This is a genomic window from Kitasatospora sp. A2-31, assembly GCF_022288725.1.
GTDB lineage: Bacteria > Actinomycetota > Actinomycetes > Streptomycetales > Streptomycetaceae > Kitasatospora.
Genome location: NZ_JAKNTA010000008.1, coordinates 72,108 through 87,530, shown reverse-complemented (window position 1 = coordinate 87,530; position 15,423 = coordinate 72,108). Strand labels below are relative to the sequence as shown.

General features: G+C 72.8%; 15 protein-coding genes. 10 read left to right on the top strand and 5 right to left on the bottom strand.

Annotation, left to right across the window (positions count from 1 at the left end; genetic code table 11):
* Positions 1 to 182: 182 nt before the first annotated feature.
* The gene (locus MCM47_RS22810) at positions 183 to 1,106 is read left to right on the top strand and encodes a DUF5655 domain-containing protein (protein ID WP_238863544.1); all 924 of its coding nucleotides are present in this window, start codon (positions 183 to 185) and stop codon (positions 1,104 to 1,106) included.
* A 403-nt stretch (positions 1,107 to 1,509) separates the two neighbouring features.
* On the opposite strand, the gene MCM47_RS22805 is transcribed toward MCM47_RS22810, so the two are convergent.
* From MCM47_RS22805 to MCM47_RS22785, 5 genes are all read right to left on the bottom strand, one after another.
* On the bottom strand, positions 1,510 to 2,322 hold the full coding sequence (locus MCM47_RS22805; protein WP_238863543.1) for a hypothetical protein: 813 nt from the start codon (positions 2,320 to 2,322) through the stop codon (positions 1,510 to 1,512).
* 119 nt (positions 2,323 to 2,441) lie between these two features.
* Positions 2,442 to 3,317 (bottom strand): hypothetical protein, encoded by an 876-nt coding sequence (locus MCM47_RS22800; RefSeq protein ID WP_238863542.1) that lies wholly within the window; start codon positions 3,315 to 3,317, stop codon positions 2,442 to 2,444.
* A 170-nt stretch (positions 3,318 to 3,487) separates the two neighbouring features.
* Positions 3,488 to 4,375 carry a DUF317 domain-containing protein gene (locus tag MCM47_RS22795; RefSeq protein WP_238863541.1) on the bottom strand — a complete coding sequence of 296 codons (888 nt, stop codon included), beginning with the start codon at positions 4,373 to 4,375 and terminating at the stop codon, positions 3,488 to 3,490.
* Between the two features lie 39 nt (positions 4,376 to 4,414).
* Positions 4,415 to 5,620, bottom strand: coding sequence for a DUF317 domain-containing protein (locus MCM47_RS22790; RefSeq protein WP_238863540.1), 1,206 nt, complete (start codon positions 5,618 to 5,620; stop codon positions 4,415 to 4,417).
* A 112-nt stretch (positions 5,621 to 5,732) separates the two neighbouring features.
* A complete protein-coding gene (locus MCM47_RS22785) occupies positions 5,733 to 6,506 on the bottom strand; it encodes a DNA methyltransferase (protein ID WP_051816684.1) in 774 nt (257 codons plus the stop codon).
* A 703-nt stretch (positions 6,507 to 7,209) separates the two neighbouring features.
* Here MCM47_RS22785 and MCM47_RS22780 point away from each other — a divergent pair.
* The 9 genes from MCM47_RS22780 (at position 7,210) to MCM47_RS22740 (ending at position 15,420) form a co-directional block, all read left to right on the top strand.
* Entirely contained in the window at positions 7,210 to 8,376 is a 1,167-nt protein-coding gene (locus MCM47_RS22780) for a C40 family peptidase (RefSeq protein ID WP_238863539.1), read from the top strand.
* Positions 8,377 to 8,472: 96 nt separating this feature from the next.
* Positions 8,473 to 8,790 (top strand): DUF6112 family protein, encoded by a 318-nt coding sequence (locus tag MCM47_RS22775; RefSeq protein WP_030458901.1) that lies wholly within the window; start codon positions 8,473 to 8,475, stop codon positions 8,788 to 8,790.
* A complete protein-coding gene (locus tag MCM47_RS22770) occupies positions 8,790 to 9,488 on the top strand; it encodes a hypothetical protein (protein WP_238863538.1) in 699 nt (232 codons plus the stop codon). Before MCM47_RS22775 ends, MCM47_RS22770 begins: the two co-directional genes overlap by 1 nt.
* 278 nt (positions 9,489 to 9,766) lie before the next feature.
* The gene (locus tag MCM47_RS22765) at positions 9,767 to 10,984 is read left to right on the top strand and encodes a type IV secretion system protein (protein WP_238863537.1); all 1,218 of its coding nucleotides are present in this window, start codon (positions 9,767 to 9,769) and stop codon (positions 10,982 to 10,984) included.
* A 60-nt stretch (positions 10,985 to 11,044) separates the two neighbouring features.
* The gene (locus MCM47_RS22760; protein ID WP_238863536.1) at positions 11,045 to 12,508 is read left to right on the top strand and encodes an SCO6880 family protein; all 1,464 of its coding nucleotides are present in this window, start codon (positions 11,045 to 11,047) and stop codon (positions 12,506 to 12,508) included.
* Positions 12,509 to 12,521: 13 nt separating this feature from the next.
* A complete protein-coding gene (locus MCM47_RS22755) occupies positions 12,522 to 12,962 on the top strand; it encodes a DUF6238 family protein (RefSeq protein WP_238863535.1) in 441 nt (146 codons plus the stop codon).
* Positions 12,963 to 12,976: 14 nt separating this feature from the next.
* On the top strand, positions 12,977 to 14,491 hold the full coding sequence (locus MCM47_RS22750; RefSeq protein ID WP_374209195.1) for a VirB4 family type IV secretion system protein: 1,515 nt from the start codon (positions 12,977 to 12,979) through the stop codon (positions 14,489 to 14,491).
* A complete protein-coding gene (locus MCM47_RS22745; RefSeq protein WP_238863533.1) occupies positions 14,488 to 14,718 on the top strand; it encodes a hypothetical protein in 231 nt (76 codons plus the stop codon). Before MCM47_RS22750 ends, MCM47_RS22745 begins: the two co-directional genes overlap by 4 nt.
* A 39-nt stretch (positions 14,719 to 14,757) precedes the next feature.
* Entirely contained in the window at positions 14,758 to 15,420 is a 663-nt protein-coding gene (locus tag MCM47_RS22740) for a hypothetical protein (RefSeq protein ID WP_238863532.1), read from the top strand.
* Positions 15,421 to 15,423: the final 3 nt, after the last annotated feature.

Sequence of the window (15,423 nt, the reverse complement as noted above, 5' to 3'; positions counted from 1 at the left end):
CGCACCGGAGCAGGGCCGCCCGAGCAAGCCAGCGCCTGTCGGCACCCGCTTCTTGCGTCTGCTGTATTCCCATCTGCGCAAAGTGCGATAAACGCAACAAGACCTAGATTGTCCTGCTTCTGGCATGTATGTTGTCCCGCTCATCCCCCGGGTGGTCCGGTGGATGGTGTGCTGGGGGGTACGTGGCGGGTCTGCAGGTGTTCCGCGTTTCGGATGGGGATGTTCGTCGTGTCGAGGGCGACACCGTAGAGCTGGAGCGTCACCTCCAGGCTCTCGTCGAGGCGAACATGGAGGAGATGCTGGGCGGCGTCCGCTTCCTGGCGAGCGAGTACTCCACCGGTCCGGTGCACCGGGGCCGGATCGACAGCCTCGGCCTGGACGAGGACGGCAGCCCGGTGCTGATCGAGTACAAGCGCCAGCGCAGCGAGTCGGTCCTCGCGCAGGGGCTGTTCTACCTCTCGTGGCTGGTGGAGAACCGCGCCGAGTTCGAGGCCCTCGTCGAGCAACGGCTCGGCGCCGAGGCCGCCGAGCAGGTGGACTGGAGCAACCCGCGGGTGGTGTGCATCGCGGCGGACTTCACCCGGTACGACCTGGTGGCGGCCGGGATGTCCCACCACCGGATCGACATGGTGGTCTACCGGCGTTACGGGGACGACTTGGTGACGCTGGAGCTGGCGGCGTCGGTCGCCGGCGGGTGCGGCGCCCTTCCGGGTCGGCGGACCGAGCTTGCCCGCCCGGTCGCGGCCAGCCGTCGGACGGTCACCGACGTCCTCGCGCAGGCCAGCGGTGAGGTCCGCGGGCTGTACGAAGAACTCGACGCCCGCCTGCTCGACTTGGGCGAGGGCCACGCGGTGCCGCTGCAGCACTACGTTGCCTACCGCCGCCGGCGGAACTTCGCCTGCGTCCGGGTGCTGGCGCAGGCGCAGGCTCTGGTCGTCTTCCTGCGTGTCGACCCGACGACGGTGCAGCTGGTCCCGGGCTGGACTCGGGACGTCCGGAGAATCGGGCACCTCGGGACGGGCGAGCTGGAGGTCCGTATCGGGTCGGTGGAGGACCTCGATCGGTCGATGGCGCTGCTGCGTACGAGCTACGCCGCTGCCGCGTAGTTCGTCAACGGCGATGGGCCGCACCCCTTTCGAGGGGTGCGGCCCATCGCCGTTGGTGGCCCGCTTGTTCAAGGGCTGGGTCCGCGTAGCGGACCGGGGCCCAGCGGTGCCGGGTTGGCCAGAGTGCGGTTACCGTCGTCGGGACTGCGAAGGCGGGGGTGGTGCGGCGGCGGTCGGTTCGCTCGCCCGCGGGGTGGAGGCGGAGTTGATGGCCTGCTGGATGTGGGCGCGGCGGGCGGCCCAGCGGCTCAGGTCCCGCTGATAGGTCCGGCTTTCCTCCCCGCCGGCAAGGATCGGGTGCGGGGCGGCAGGCTGACGGTCCTGGGGGTTCGGCTGTTCGATGTGTCGGTCCTTTGCGTCAGGGGGGTGGCGGCCCCGAGGTCGGGGCCGGGGCCGAGCGGGGTCAGTCTCCGCGGTGGGGCCGCGGGTCTCGGGCCATCGCGGTGATCAGCGCGCGTTCACGGACGAGGTCGGCGTGGACGTCGGGCTGGTTCGGGTCGAGGGCTTCGACGGCGCTGTGGATCGCGTCGAGGGCTTCGGATCGGCGGCCGAGGCTTCGCCAGGCGGCGGCGGTGCGGAAGAGCATGATCGGGTCGGCATCGTCGAAGGTGGGCCAGGCGGCCAGCTCGAGGATCCGCTCGGCCTGGTCGGGCAGTCCGTCTCCGAGCCAGAGGCCGTGGAGCAGGGCGTGGCAGACCTGGGGGTTGTCGCCGGCCTCGGCGAGGCAGCGGTCGAGGGCTTCGAGGGCGCCGGGGGCGGAGCTTCCGAGGAGGGCGAACGCTGCGAGGGCGCGGGTGTACGGATCCCAGCGGGCTCGCTCGCTCACCGGGACTTGGTCCAGCAGGTGCTGGATGCTGCGGCACCGGAAGTCGAAGCGCAAGGTGCCGAGGTGGATGTGCCGGAGCGCTTGGGCGTGGACGCGGTCGGTGCCGGGCTGGTTGAGGTGGTCGGTGCCGGCGAGGTGGGCGAGGGCGCTGTTGCGTCGGCTGCGGGCGTACCAGGCGAGGTGGTTGGCCAGCGCCGCGCTGGTCTGCCAGTCCGCGCTGGCGCGACTGAGCCAGCGAGCGGCTTCGGAGGGCCAGGGCCGGCCCGCGTCGATGTCCTGTTCGATGAGAGAGCGGATGGCGGCCAGTGCGGTCGGGCGCAGGTCGTCGCGGTGGACGGCGGCGGCCAGGGCGGCGTACGAGCCGGGGGTGTCGAGCAGCCCGCGGATCATGATCCGCTGGGTCGGCGGGTAGGCGGCAGCGCGGGCGATCCGTTCGATGGTGCCGAGAGCGGTGGTGGTGGTCAGGCCGTGTCCCTTGTGGAGTCTGTTCCTTGGTGGCGGTGGTGGGTTCAGCGGGTCCGACGGGTGTCGGCCGAACGGGGCTGGGCGGGCGTCGGAGTCGCGCCCAGCGTGGTGTTCGGGGAGTTCGAGGAGGTGCGGCGGGCGACCTCGACTCGGCGGGCGGAGCTGCTGCGTTCGGACGCCTGGGCGGTGGCAGCTGCGGGCGGCAGGGGCTGCCGGGGATCGCGGGTCCACTCATCGGCGGATTCGTAATCGGGGAAGGCGCCTTCGGTGAGGGTGTAGGTGCCGGCCGGGTAGTCGACGTCCTCGAACAGCACCCGGACGGGGCTGCCGGGCGGGGCCAGGGGATCGTCGAAGATCACCCAGGTGTACCAGTCGTGCACGAGGTAGTCGTCTCCTCGCCACGCTTCCCCCGGCTTCCAGCCCGGATCCCAGGTCCGGTTCCTGGTGTACGAGGCGTCACTCCTGAGCACGTTGCCGCTGGAGCGGATCCGGTGCTCCAGCGCGATGGTCTCCGCGTTCGCCGGCACGCTGTGGTGGCCGGCCAGGGCTGCGATGGCGGTGACGTCGGCGCCGCGCTGGATGAGCCAGTGCTGGGCGAGGACGGGCAGCGGGTGGGGTGAGGTTTCGAAGTGGAAGAGCCCGGCGGTCCGGTCCCGCCGGATGTGGATGGCCATGTAGTGCGGGTCACCGGGCATGCCGATGGCGGCCGAGTCGTCGCGCACCACGAGGTAGCTGTTGTTCACGCTGGTGTCCGCCGGCTGCCCGTAGGCGTGGTGTTGGGAGATCACGGTGTAGCTGGCCGCGCTCAGCCCACTGCTGTACTCCGCTTCCGCGTCGTCCGCGGTGGCCGGGGTCAGGCCGTCGAGGTCGAGCAGCTCGTCGAAGCCGGTGTTGATGGGCACTCCTGTTGAGAGGGGCATGTGCCGTCCGCGGTGGTTAGCGGGCTGGCTGCCGAGGCTGGTCGGGTGGGTTCGTGGGGGTGGTCGAGCGGCTGGTGGCCAGTGCGGGCGGCGAGAGGACGACGCGGGTGCGGGCAGCCAGGGCCCGCGCGGACGGACCGGACGCTGCCCTGGAGGCGAGGGGGCGGTGTTCAGCGGGAGCGAGGCCCCGGCCCGGCTGCCGGCTGCGGGGAGGTCGCGGGTGCCGAGAAGGCGGTCCGGGTGGAGTCGGCGGCGGCGCGGGTCGGGGAGGTCGTGCGGGCGGCCTGGGCGCGGTGGACGTCCAGCGGCGTGGGGCTGGAGGGGATCTCGGTCAGTTCGGCGGCGCCGATGACCGCCGCGCCGACGGCCAGGTCGCCGAGGTCCCCGATGTCGCGGACGGCGGGGGCGAGCATCGCGCTGACCATGGTGTGCAGGATGGAGTCCGGCGTGGAGGTGCTGGCTGCGGCGGACCAGCCGTCGAAGTCGCTGGCGATGTCGACGCTCCAGAAAGCGTCCTGCCCAGCCTCCTCCCACTCCTCGGGGTCCGGGAAGGCCCGGGTGTTGAGGACGATCGTGTCCTGCGGGCTGTACACCGAGCACGCCGTCTCGGTGCCCGTCGCGGCGTCCCAGGTGAGGGTCCACCCGTTGGCGTGGAGGGGGGTGCGCCACTCGGGGTCGGCGGCGGCCTCGGTCAGCCGTCCACCGGTGCGCAGCCGGTTGGCCAGGTCGGTGGTGATGGCCTCTACGACTTCGATCGGTGTGTTCTCGGTGAGGCTGACGGTCCACAGCGGAGGGAGGAAGGGGCGTTCGTGGACGGCGATCTTCCACACCACGCCATACTCCTGCGGCTCGTAGCCGAGCCGGACTCGGCCGTCGGTGGAGATGATCAGCTGGTTGCCGCAGCCGTCGTCGAGGCGGACGGCTCCCGCCTCGATCAGGGGGCGGATGGCGCGCTCGGTGTCCGGGGTGGGGCCGGCGTACAGGGCTGGGGTGATGCGGACCTGCTGCCAGGGCCGGTCGCGGGCCAGCTTGGCCCAGTGGGGATTGGCCGTGGTCAACTGCTGCTCCAAGTGGACGGTTTCATGCGGTGCGGGCGGTCATCGGGACCTCGGCTGCGGGCCGTCGCGGTCCGGCGCCCCGGTGTGGCCGAGCGGGCCGGTGGCCGGAGGAAGTGCGGTCGGGGTGGCTGCTGTGGTGCGGGTTCGGGCTGCTGCGGATCGCGGCGAGCAGTCGGTGCCGAGGCGTCCGACGGCGTGGTCGGCAGCCTCCCGGCCGGAGGCGACGATCTCGGCCGTCAGCCGGAGTGCTTCACCGGCGTCTCCGCCGACGCGGTGGTGGAGGGCCCAGCCGCCGGCCGCGCGCAGGGCCCGGGCACTGCGATCCAGCACGCCGCCCTCTGCGGTGATGACGCCGGCCACCCTGCGTGCCTCGGCCGGGTCGGTGGTGCGCAGCAGGTGGGTGGTGACCTCGTCGATGCGCTCGGCCAGCTGATCCGCGGCGTTGCTCGGTAGGCGATCTCCGGTGACCGCGTCCGGGTCGGCCCGGCCGACACCCCCAACGCGGCCGGCTGGCGCCTCGATCGGGCCTTCGCGGGCGGACTGCTGCCCAGTCCCACGTGGCAGGTTGCGGCGCGGGCGCGGCTCGAGATGGACCTGGGTGCGGTTGGCGGCGGGGATCTGGAGGCGCTGGCGGAGTGCCGGCAGGGGGTTGACGACCTCGTCGAGCGCGGCGCTGATGAGGGCGGAGGGGGTGTGGCCGGCGAAGGCGGCGTGCCAGCGCTCGCTGGGGTAGCCGCGGGGGCCGCCCCAGACGGTGACGGTCGGCCCGATCCCGCGGATGTCGCCGATGTTGTGGTTGACGGCGATGCCGGCGGTGGCGTCGGGTCGGGTGCAGCTGTAGACGCCGTGGATAGGGCTCGTCTCCCGCGACCACGGTTCGTCGGCGGCTTCCAGGTCGGCCGCGATGGTGTTGTCCAGCGACCGCCGCCCCCACAGCAGTTCGTCGCGCACCGTCTCGGTAGTCGCGGTCAGGGCGTGGGAGAGGCGCGCGGCCACCGCGGTGACGACCTCGACCGGGGTGCGGGTGCAGAAGGTGGCATGCCAGGTCCGCTTGCCGACGGGCGAGGCGTACGCGGCGATGGTCCAGCGGGGCCCGTTGGTGGTGTCGTGGTCGAGTTCGATCGCGGCGAGGAGGGACTCGTGCAGGGCGACGGTGGTGTCCTGCCCCGGGCTGTAGCGGCCCCAGGTGGGGGACGTTTCGAGGAACTGGGCGAGGGCTGCCTCGGCGTCGCCCGGTCCGGCCAAGTGGCCTGGTGTGACCACCACTTCGAGGTCGGAGGCGGGGGTGCTCAGGAGGTCTCCTTCGTGCTGGGGCGGGGCCGGGCCGCCCCGGTGGGGGCGGCCCGGCTGCCGGTGATCAGGCTTCGGCCTGTTCCTCGTCCGCAGTCTCGGGGTCGGTCGTGCCCTCCGCGATCTGCCGCTCGGTCTCCGCGAGGCGCAGCTCGGCGATGCCGGCGTAGTGCGGGGTGGCCTCGACGCCGATGAAGTTTCGGCCCTCCAGCAGGGCGGCGACTCCGGTACTGCCGCTGCCGGCGCAGAAGTCGAGGATGGTCCCCTCCGGGCGGCAGATCTTGACCAGCTCACGCATCACCGAGACCGGCTTCTGGGTGATGTGGACGCGGCCCGCCCGCGGCTGGGAGGCGGTGTAGAGGCCGGGGAGGTAGACAGGGTGGGCCTTGCCGTCGATCGGGCCCTTGCTGCCCCACAGCACGAATTCACAATGCTGCGTAAACCTTCCCATTTGCGGCCGGGCGGCGGGCTTGTACCAGGCGAGTGCGCCGCGCCATATCCAGCCGCCGGCCTGCAGCGCGTCGCTCGTGGCAGCCAGTTGGCGCCAATCCGTGAAAACGAGGGCGACGCCGCCGGTCTTGGTCGCGCGGTAGGACTCGGCGAGGAGCTGGGAAAGCCAGTAGGTGTAGCTCCTCTGGTCCTTGTTCTCGCCGGGGAAATCGGCGAGGGAGTGGGCGGCGTCGTTCGAGGTGTACTTCGCGCGGGCCGTTCGTCCGGTCCGCTCCTGGGCGGTGCGTCCGCCCGAGTTGTAGGGCGGGTCGGTGATGACGGCGTCGATGGAGTTCGAGGGGATCGCGGCGAGCCGGATGAGGGCGTCGCCCTGGTGGATTTCGTAGGGCAAGGGGCGGGCTGACCTCCTGGTCGGGGATGGGGCAGCAACGGCAACCGGCGGTCTGGCCTGGTCTTTCGGCAGGCGGCGGGAGGCCGGCGGGGCGGCTCCGGAGTGCTCGGGCTGCGGCTGCGTCAGGAACCTAGCCCGGGCGCGGCTCGCAACCTAAAACGCACCCCGGACCGGCCTTGCGAAGATCGTTTTGGGTAGCGAGTCGCACTCCGCCTATCGTCTGCCGCACCCCCGGAGATCGCCCGGCCCGGAATCCCGTTTTAGGTTCCGAGCCGGTCCGGTTCTACGGTGGGCACCCCGAAGGAACGCCGCCTTCTTTCTGCACGCCGACCGGATTCCCGTTTTTGGTTGCGAGCCGAGAAGGGGTTAGCGTCCGCCGGGCAAGCCGTCGACACACCCCGAGTTGCAGGAATCGCACCGTTTTAGGTTGCGAGCCCTCGATTCGCTACCGTCGGCCGCCGCAAGCGAATTCCACCCGACCCTTTCCAGGGGATACCCATGCCTTTTTCGAGATTACGAGCGCGGCTTGCTGCCGCTTCCGTCGGCCCGCCCGCCTACCGGCTGGGCGGGCCACCCGCACCCCGCCGCACGATCCGACAGGAGCCCCCGCCTTGCTCGCACTCACCGCACGGATGCGGATGCCCAAGCCCCGCCCGCCGGACCCCCGCGCCGCCGCGACCGGAGGTGACGTTCGGAGGGCGCGATGAGCTGGCAGAAGTGGGTCGGCGGCGGTCTCGCCGGCCTGCTCCTGGCACCGTTCGCCATCGCCTTCCCCGCCCTGGCGGTCACCGCCAACGACTCGACCAAGTCCGGCACTTGCACACCGGGCCCCGGTCCACAGCCTGTGGACAGCGCGGCCGTCGCCGCCCAGGTCAAGAAGATCCTGGACGGCTCGACCGGGCAGGTCGGACCCATCGCCGGCCTGGACAACCCGGCCGTGCAGATCCCCTTCGCGAAGACGATCGTGGCGACCGGCATGTCGATGAACGTGTCCGCCCGCGGGCAGGTCATCGCCCTGGCCACCGCGCTGCAGGAGTCGAACCTGCGCAACTTGTCCTACGGGGACCGGGATTCGCTCGGACTCTTCCAGCAGCGCCCGTCGCAGGGCTGGGGCACGGCCGAGCAGATCCAGGACCCGGTGTACGCCTCGACCCGGTTCTACAAGGCGCTGCTGGAGGTTCCCGGTTGGGAGCAGCTGCCGCTCACCGTGGCGGCGCAGAAGGTCCAGAGGTCCGGATTCCCGGATGCCTACGCCAAGTGGGAGCCGCTGTCCACCGCCTTGCAGCAGGCCATCTCCCAGGTGCTGTCCGGAAGTTCGACTCCCGGTCCCGCCCCTTCTCCGGGCACGACCCCGTCACCGAGCCCGTCCGCGCCGGCCACGCCGAGCGGCTGCGGCACGGGAGGCGACGACGGGACGAACTGGGGTGTCATCCCGCCCGGCGTCCTGCCGGCCGGCTACCAGATCCCGACCGACGTCCCGCCCGCCGTGCAGAGCGCCATCAAGTTCGCGCTCGGCCAGCTGGGCACGCCCTACCAGTGGGGCGGCACCTGCACCGACGCACACGGCCAGGACCCGATGGGCCGCTGCGACTGCAGCTCGTTGACGCAGCAGGCGTACAAGGCCGGCGGCATCACCATCGAGCGCCGGACCTACGAGCAGGTCCACAACGGCACCGCCGTGAGCGTCGACGCCATCCGCCCGGGCGACCTGCTGTACACCCGGCCCGGCCCGGACGGGCCGGAGCACGTGGGCATGGCGATTGGCCAGGGCCTCGTGGTGCACGCCCCCAAGACGGGCGACGTGGTCAAGATCGCCACGCTCGCGTCGTGGAAGCCGGACATCATCGCCGCCCGGCGCATCGCCCCCTGACGGCAACTGCCGTCCCTCTCAGCGCACTTCGCGCGCCCCACCCCTTCCGCGCGGGCCACCCGCGCATCTTCCTGCCCCTCTAGCCGTGGAGTGTGTTTGCTCACCTACTACCTCGCCGACGCCGCCACGCAGCTGGCGTACGACCCCGGCATCAAGCCGAGCGAAGGCGGCCTGCCCGGCCTGTCCGTCCTGAAGTCCACCGTGGGCTCGATCAACCTCTTCGCGATCATCGCGGTCGTCGGCGCGCTCTGCGTCAGCGGCATCGTCTGGGCCTGGGGCCACCACACCGGATCGCACGGCAGCGAGCAGAAGGGCAAGCAAGGCGCACTGGTCGCCGCCGGCTGCGCCCTCCTGCTGGGCGCCGCGAACGGCATCGTCAGCTTCTTCTCGACGGTGGGGACCAGCGTCCACTGATGCCGAAGTCCTCGCCGTTCACCGGCCAGTCCACCATGCTGCGCCGGCTGCTGATCGGCCTGGGCGTGCTCGTGATCGTCGCCCTGCTGGCCGGGCTCACCGCCCGGCTGGCGGGCGGCGATCACCGCACCCCGAGCGCCGCCAACTCCCCTTCCTCTCCTCCCGTCTCCGCGACTTCGACCGCTTCACCGCACGGCTCCGTCCCCAGCCCCTCGGCCGGAGCGACACCGGGCGCGTCCGCCGTCGCCGCTCCGCCGCACACCAGCGACCCCCTCAAGTTCGCGACGGCGTTCGCCACCGCGCTGTGGAGCTACGACACCCGCACCACCACCCAGCCCCAGCAGCTCGCCGGCCTCCGCAGCTGGCTCACCGGCGAGAGCAAGTACGCCGACCCGGACGCCCTCGCCGCCCAGCTGCCGGACCCGGTCCTGTGGAGCCGGATGCGCGACAACGGCCAGCACGCCACCGGCGAAGCCGCCGAGGCGCACCTGCCCGCCGCCTGGCAGCAGGCCATCGGCAAGGACCCCTCGCAGCTCACCATCGCCTACGTCTACGCGGTCACCGTCACCGGCAAGCAGACCATCTCCTGGCTCGACGGCGGCCGGGGAGCCGAGGACCGCGCCATCACCCTGGCCGTCCAGTGCCGGCCGGGCCGCGACTGCGCGCTCGCCTCCATCGCCACCACCGTCTACCCCTGACCTGCACCATCGGTCCCCACCAGAGGATGTGATCGCCCATCGGGTTCTGCGATATTCCCGGCTCCGGCCTACTCTGCGACGTCATCGTCGGCGGCGTCAGCGACTCCGTCACCGACTCCATCGGCAACTGGGTCGCGAAGAGCGCCGGCGACCTCGCCAAGTCCGCGGTCGACCTCGCCTCCCGTGCCGTCGACAAGACCACCAGCGTCGATCTGGGAGCGGAATGGTTCCGCACCAACTACGCGACGATCCTCCCGATCGCGTTGACGATGCTGGTGATGACCTTCATCCTCCAGCTGATCCGCGCCGCCTGGAGGCGCGACGGCCAGGCACTCGGCCAGGCCGTCACCGGGACCATCTCGGCGACCCTGTTCGCGATGACGGCGATCACCTTCACCGGCGTCTCCCTGGTCATCGTCGACGCCCTCAGCCGGGGGCTGTTCCAGATCGCCAACTCCAGCATGGACGACGCGGTCAGGCGCCTGGTCAAGGTGTCGATGATCGGCATCACGTCACCGCTGGGCTGGGCGATCCCGGCGCTGGTGGCGCTCGGCTGCGCGGCCGGGGCGATCCTCTACTGGGGCGCGATGGTCCTGCGCAAGGTGACGATCCTGGTGCTCGTCGTGCTCGCCCCCTTCGCGGCGGCTGGCGGAGCGTGGGAGCCGACCCGCGACTGGCGCCGCCGTTGGATCGAGGCCACCGCCACGGTCGTGTTCAGCAAGCTCATCATGACGATCATCATGCTCGTCGGCGTCTCCGCGCTCGGCCAGACCGACACCAAGGACGGCATCCAGGCCCTGTCGGACATCATCGCCGGCCTCGTCGTCATGGCCCTGGTGCTGCTGAGTCCGATGGCGATCTACAAGTTCGTCCACTGGGCGGGCGACGGCGGGCAGGGCCACGACCTGCACCGCAGTACCGCCACCGGTCTGCAGGTCGGCGCCGCGACCGCCCAGAAGGCCGGCCGGATGGCCGCGACCGCGGGTGCCGGCGGAGCGGGCGGCGCGGCGATGGGCGGAGCCGCCCCGCAGGGCCCGGCGCAGGTGCCCGGCCAGGATGCCCCGGCCGGCGGCAGCGGCGGAAACTCGGGCTCCGGCGAAGGCTCGTCCTCGTCGCAGAACACCTTCCGCTTCCCCGGCACCTCCTCCGGCGGCGACGCGGTCGGAAAGGCGCTGATCACCCGCCGCGCCCAGTCTGGAGGCGACCAGGGCCAGCCGCTGATCACCCGGGCCCCGGCCTCCGGCCAGTCCTCCGAGGGAGGGGCGAGCGAGGGAACAACCGCCAAGCCCACGAGCGCAGTTGCCGCCGCAGGCGGGGGCGGGGGTGCCGTGCCGCAGGTCGTCTTCAGCGCCGCACGTGGCGCGCGCGGCGCAGCTCAGGCGCCCGCTGGCCCGCCGGCGTCGGCCGCCGGGCCGGCCACCCCGTCGGTGGCCGCGACCGGCCCGGCCTCGGCACCGAGCAGCCCCGTCGGCCCCTCCACGCCGCCGACCTCCTGACCAGCACCGGCCGGGGCCACCGCTCGCCCCGGCCGGTGCCCCCGCCCCGACCGAAGGAGTTTGCCCCTGTCGGCCGACCTTCCCACACCGACCGTCCGCTTCCCCAGCCGATCCCGACGGGGAGTCCTGCTCGGGCTGACCGCCCCCCAGCTCACCGTCGTCGGCACCGCCGGCGCGATGCTCCTGGCCACCATGGTCGCCACCGGACTCGCCGGGGCTGCCCTCGCCACCCCGCTCTGGGCCCTGGCCGCCGCCCTCGTCCTCGTCCGCTTCCACAGCCGCTCCGTGGCAGATTGGGCCCCGATCCTCATCCGGTACTACCTCCGCCGCGCCAAGGGCCAGCTCGTCTGGCTCGCCCGGCCCGCCACCCGGCCCCGCCGCGACGGCCTGCTCCACCTGCCCGGCACCGAGGCGAGCCTGCGGGCCGTCACCGCCCCCGGCGGCACGCTCGGCGCGGTCCACGACCCCCAGAAGAGCACGCTCACCGCCGTCATCCGGGTCAGCTCCCGCGCGTTCGCCCTGCTGGACCCCGCCACCCAGGCCGGCAACGTGAGCGCCTGGGGCCGGTGCCTGGCCTCGCTCGCCCGCACCGGCTACATCACCACCGTCCAGGTGATCGAGCGCACCGTCCCCGACAGCGGCGACGCCCTCGCCCGGTACTGGGCCGAGAACGGCCGCCCCGAAGCTGCGGTCGCGGGCCCCGTCTACGAGGACCTCCTCGCCGCCGCCGGCCCGACCGCGGCCCCGCACGAGGCGTACATCGCCATCAGCCTCGACCTCAAGGGCGCCCGACGCCTGATCGGCGAGGCCGGCGGCGGCCTGTCCGGCGCGTTCAGCGTCCTGGCCCAGCTGGTGCCCGGCTTCGAGCAGTCGCTGCGCAACGCCGGCCTCAACCCACGCGGTTGGCTCAGCACCGGCGAGATCGCCGCCGTGATCCGATCGGCCTACGACCCCAAGGCCCTCGCCAACCTGGAGCAGTGGTCGGAATCGGGCGAGGCCACCGCTGACCCGGCCGCCGCCGGCCCGGTCGTGGTCGTCGAGGAGCCCGGCCGCCTGACCACCGACACCGCCTGCCACGCGGTGTACTGGATCGAGCAGTGGCCCCGCTCCGAGGTCACCCACGGGTTCCTCCACCCGCTGGTCTTCGCCGGCGGCGCCCGCCGGACCCTCTCCCTCACCTACGGCCCGCAGGCACTGGATGCCGCGCTCAAGGCGGTGCAGCGCACCAAGGCGTCGATCGTCGCGGACGCCGCCGAGCGGGTCCGCAAGGGCCAGGTCGACTCCGAGGCGGACTCGATGGAGTACGCCGATGCCAAGCAGCACGAACGCGAGCTGATCTCCGGCCACGCCGACGTCGACCTGACCGGCCTGGTGGTCGTCTCGGCCGACAACCCGGAAGAGCTGCGCCGCGCCTGCGCCTCGATCGAGACCGCCGCCGCCGGCACCGGCCTGGACCCGCGGCTCCTGCGCTGGCAGCAGGCCGAAGCCTTCGCCCAGGGCGCGCTCCCGCTCGCCCGCACCTGACGGGAGGCCAGCCGTGCACCACCCACCGACTGACCACCGTCTTCTGCGCTTCGCCACCGCCGGCATCGACGTCCACCACCACACCGCCATCCCTGAGCAGGAGCCTGTCTCCCGAGGCGAGTTGGACGCACTCCACGCTCACTGCGTCGCCCTGTTCGCGCTGCTCGACACCCACACCGGCACCACCCGGCCGCTCGCCCCGGCCGAGGCCGGCCACCTCCACGCCGCCCGCATCCGGCTCTGGCAGACGTGCGAAGCCCTCCACGACGCCTACCACCGCGCCCCGCGCGCCGACGGGCGCCGCCCAACCCGCGAGGCGTGCGCGCTGCGGCTGCCGGAGGGCGCCCCGGACATGGTGATCTGCCAGCGCCACAGCACCACCTCGGGCCGCGTCCGGGTGATCGCCACCCCCTCCGAGCTCCGCGGCACACCGACCACAGCCCCTCGCATCTGACAGGAGAAACGTTCCTGCGCCCCCGCTCCGCCAGTGCCACCCCCCTGTTCACCCCGACCCGCTCGGACCGCTCCGCCCGCCGTCAGGCCAAGCGCGACCTCACCGCCGCCCGCCGCGCCGCCCGCCAGGCCGGCCGCCCGCAGCGCCCGAAGAGCCGCCGCGAGGAGAACGCCGAACTCCTCCCCACCTACCCCGCCGCCGGGCGTCCCGGCCCCGCCTCCCTGCGCGGCGGCCGACTGCGGCTTCCAGCGCACCGCATGACCACCGCGACCGCCTCGGCCGCCTACCCCTTCCTCGCCGAGGGCGGCCTCGGGTCAGCGGGAGTCCTGATCGGCCGCGACGTCCACGCCGAGGCCAGCTTCGTCTTCGACCCGTTCGCCCTGTACGGGAAAGTTGAAAACTTTACAAACCCGAACACGCTGATCGCGGGCGTGATCGGCCAGGGGAAGTCGGCGCTGGCGAAGTCGATCGCCTTGCGCAGCACGGCATTTGGCTACCGCGTCTACGTTCCGTGCGACCCCAAGGGCGAGTGGACGTCGGTCGCGGAGGCGATCGGCGGGACCACGATCGCGCTGGGCCCGGGGCTTCCCGGCCGGCTCAACCCGCTCGATGCTCCGGCCCCTCCAACGGGCGTCGACCTGGCGGACTGGGCGGGCGAGGTCCGCAAGCGCCGGCTCCTGCTGCTCGGCTCGCTAGCCCGCACCGTGCTGCGGCGCGACCTGGCGCCGATGGAGTACACGGCGATGGACATCGCCCTGGACGCGGTGGTCGACCGCTCCGCGCGCACGGGCCAGGTCCCGCTGCTGGGCGACGTCGCTGCCGTCCTCGGGCAGCCCGCCGTCCTGGACGCCGCGCTCGGCGACCCCACCCGGCGCGTCGGCGCCGCCGCCCAGGACCTCGCCCACGCCCTGCGCCGATTGGTCAACGGCGACCTGGCGGGAATGTTCGACGCGCCGTCGACCGCCGAGTTCGACCCGCGCAGTCCGATGCTGACCATCGACCTCTCCCGGCTCGGCTCCTCCGGCGACGACACCGCGCTGACGCTCGCGATGACCTGCGCGTCCGCCTGGATGGAGGCGGCGCTCAGCGACCCCAACGGCGGACGCCGGTGGGTGATCTACGACGAGGCGTGGCGCGTGATGCGGCACGCGGCCCTGCTGGAACGCATGCAGAGCCAGTGGAAGCTGAGCCGCGGCCTGGGCATCGCGAACATGCTGATCATCCACCGCCTCAGCGACCTGTTGTCGGCCGGTGACGCCGGCTCCCGGACCCGGGCGCTCGCCGAGGGCCTGCTGACCGACTGCGCGACCCGCGTGATCTACCGGCAGGAGAGCGACCAGCTGGCCGCCACCGCCGGCCTGCTCGGCCTCAGCGGCGTCGAGACCGCCGCCATCGCAGCCCTCGGCAAGGGCCGCGGCCTGTGGAAGGTGGCAGGGCGTTCGTTCGTTGTCCAACATCTTCTGCATCGTGCCGAGTTGGCCCTGTTCGACACGGACGCCCGGATGCATGCGGCCCCGGATTCGGCATGATCACGCCCGGCCGGCTGCGGCTGTCTCGCGTGGTGACCGGCTCCGATCCGGCCGACCCCTGCAACGTCATCGTCGCACAGCCCGGCCTCGCCGCGGGCGTACTCCTGCAACACGCCGGACTGCATCCCGGATCCGGTGGCCGAGCGGCCACCGCGCCCGCCGGCGCTCAGGTCACCGCTCCCGGCTCAGCAGTGCCCGCCCTGGCCGGCACCACCCACCACCGCTGACCGCCAGGAGTTGTCATCGCGCACGTCACCATTGCCCACTTGCCCGACCGGGACACCATCGTCGCCGCCCCTCCCGACCGGCGCAGCGCGTACTGGCTGGAGCAGGCCGGATTCGTCCGCGACGACGCCCTGCGGCTGCACCGCATCCGCCGCGACACGAGCGCCTCCACCGCCGAGCGGCAGATCCGCGACGCCCGGCGGCTGCTCGCCTCCGCCGACTACGGGATCACCCGGGTGTACAGCGCGGACGAGCAGCGCCTACGCGCCGAGTCCCCACCGCCGCTGGGGACGTCGGCACCCCCAGGCCCGCCGCGGACGCTCGGCGACCGCACCGTCTGGGTGCACCTGGTGAGTGAGGACGTCGCCGCCGGCCACCTGGTGATCCACGCGCACCACCAGGACCCCGAGGGGTCGGTCGAGCTGCTCGTCGACTACCCCGGGGCCGGCGAGGCGGCGGTCCTCTACACCGAGCAGGGCAGTGGCCACTACGGCCCCAGCCGCCACGCCACCTTCGCCTCCGCGCGAACCGAGTGGACCTCGTACGGGTACGCGGCCGAGGCTCCAGTACCCGGCGCCCGGCGGGCCGCCGCCGCCCGCCGGACCTCCCCCGTGGTGCTCGGCCGCCCGGGAGCCCTCCCTGCTGAACCACGCCCGGTGATCCCTGCCGGGCTCGCCGGCCGGGGCCTGGAACCCCCGTTCTGACCT

Coding starts and splice junctions, on each gene's coding strand:
- MCM47_RS22745 (WP_238863533.1), top strand. CDS start 14,488: ATGATCACGCCCGGCCGGCTGCGGCTGTCTCGCGTGGTGACCGGCTCC.
- MCM47_RS22780 (WP_238863539.1), top strand. CDS start 7,210: ATGAGCTGGCAGAAGTGGGTCGGCGGCGGTCTCGCCGGCCTGCTCCTG.
- MCM47_RS22765 (WP_238863537.1), top strand. CDS start 9,767: ATGACCTTCATCCTCCAGCTGATCCGCGCCGCCTGGAGGCGCGACGGC.
- MCM47_RS22805 (WP_238863543.1), bottom strand. CDS start 2,322: ATGATCCGCGGGCTGCTCGACACCCCCGGCTCGTACGCCGCCCTGGCC.
- MCM47_RS22770 (WP_238863538.1), top strand. CDS start 8,790: ATGCCGAAGTCCTCGCCGTTCACCGGCCAGTCCACCATGCTGCGCCGG.
- MCM47_RS22800 (WP_238863542.1), bottom strand. CDS start 3,317: ATGCCCCTCTCAACAGGAGTGCCCATCAACACCGGCTTCGACGAGCTG.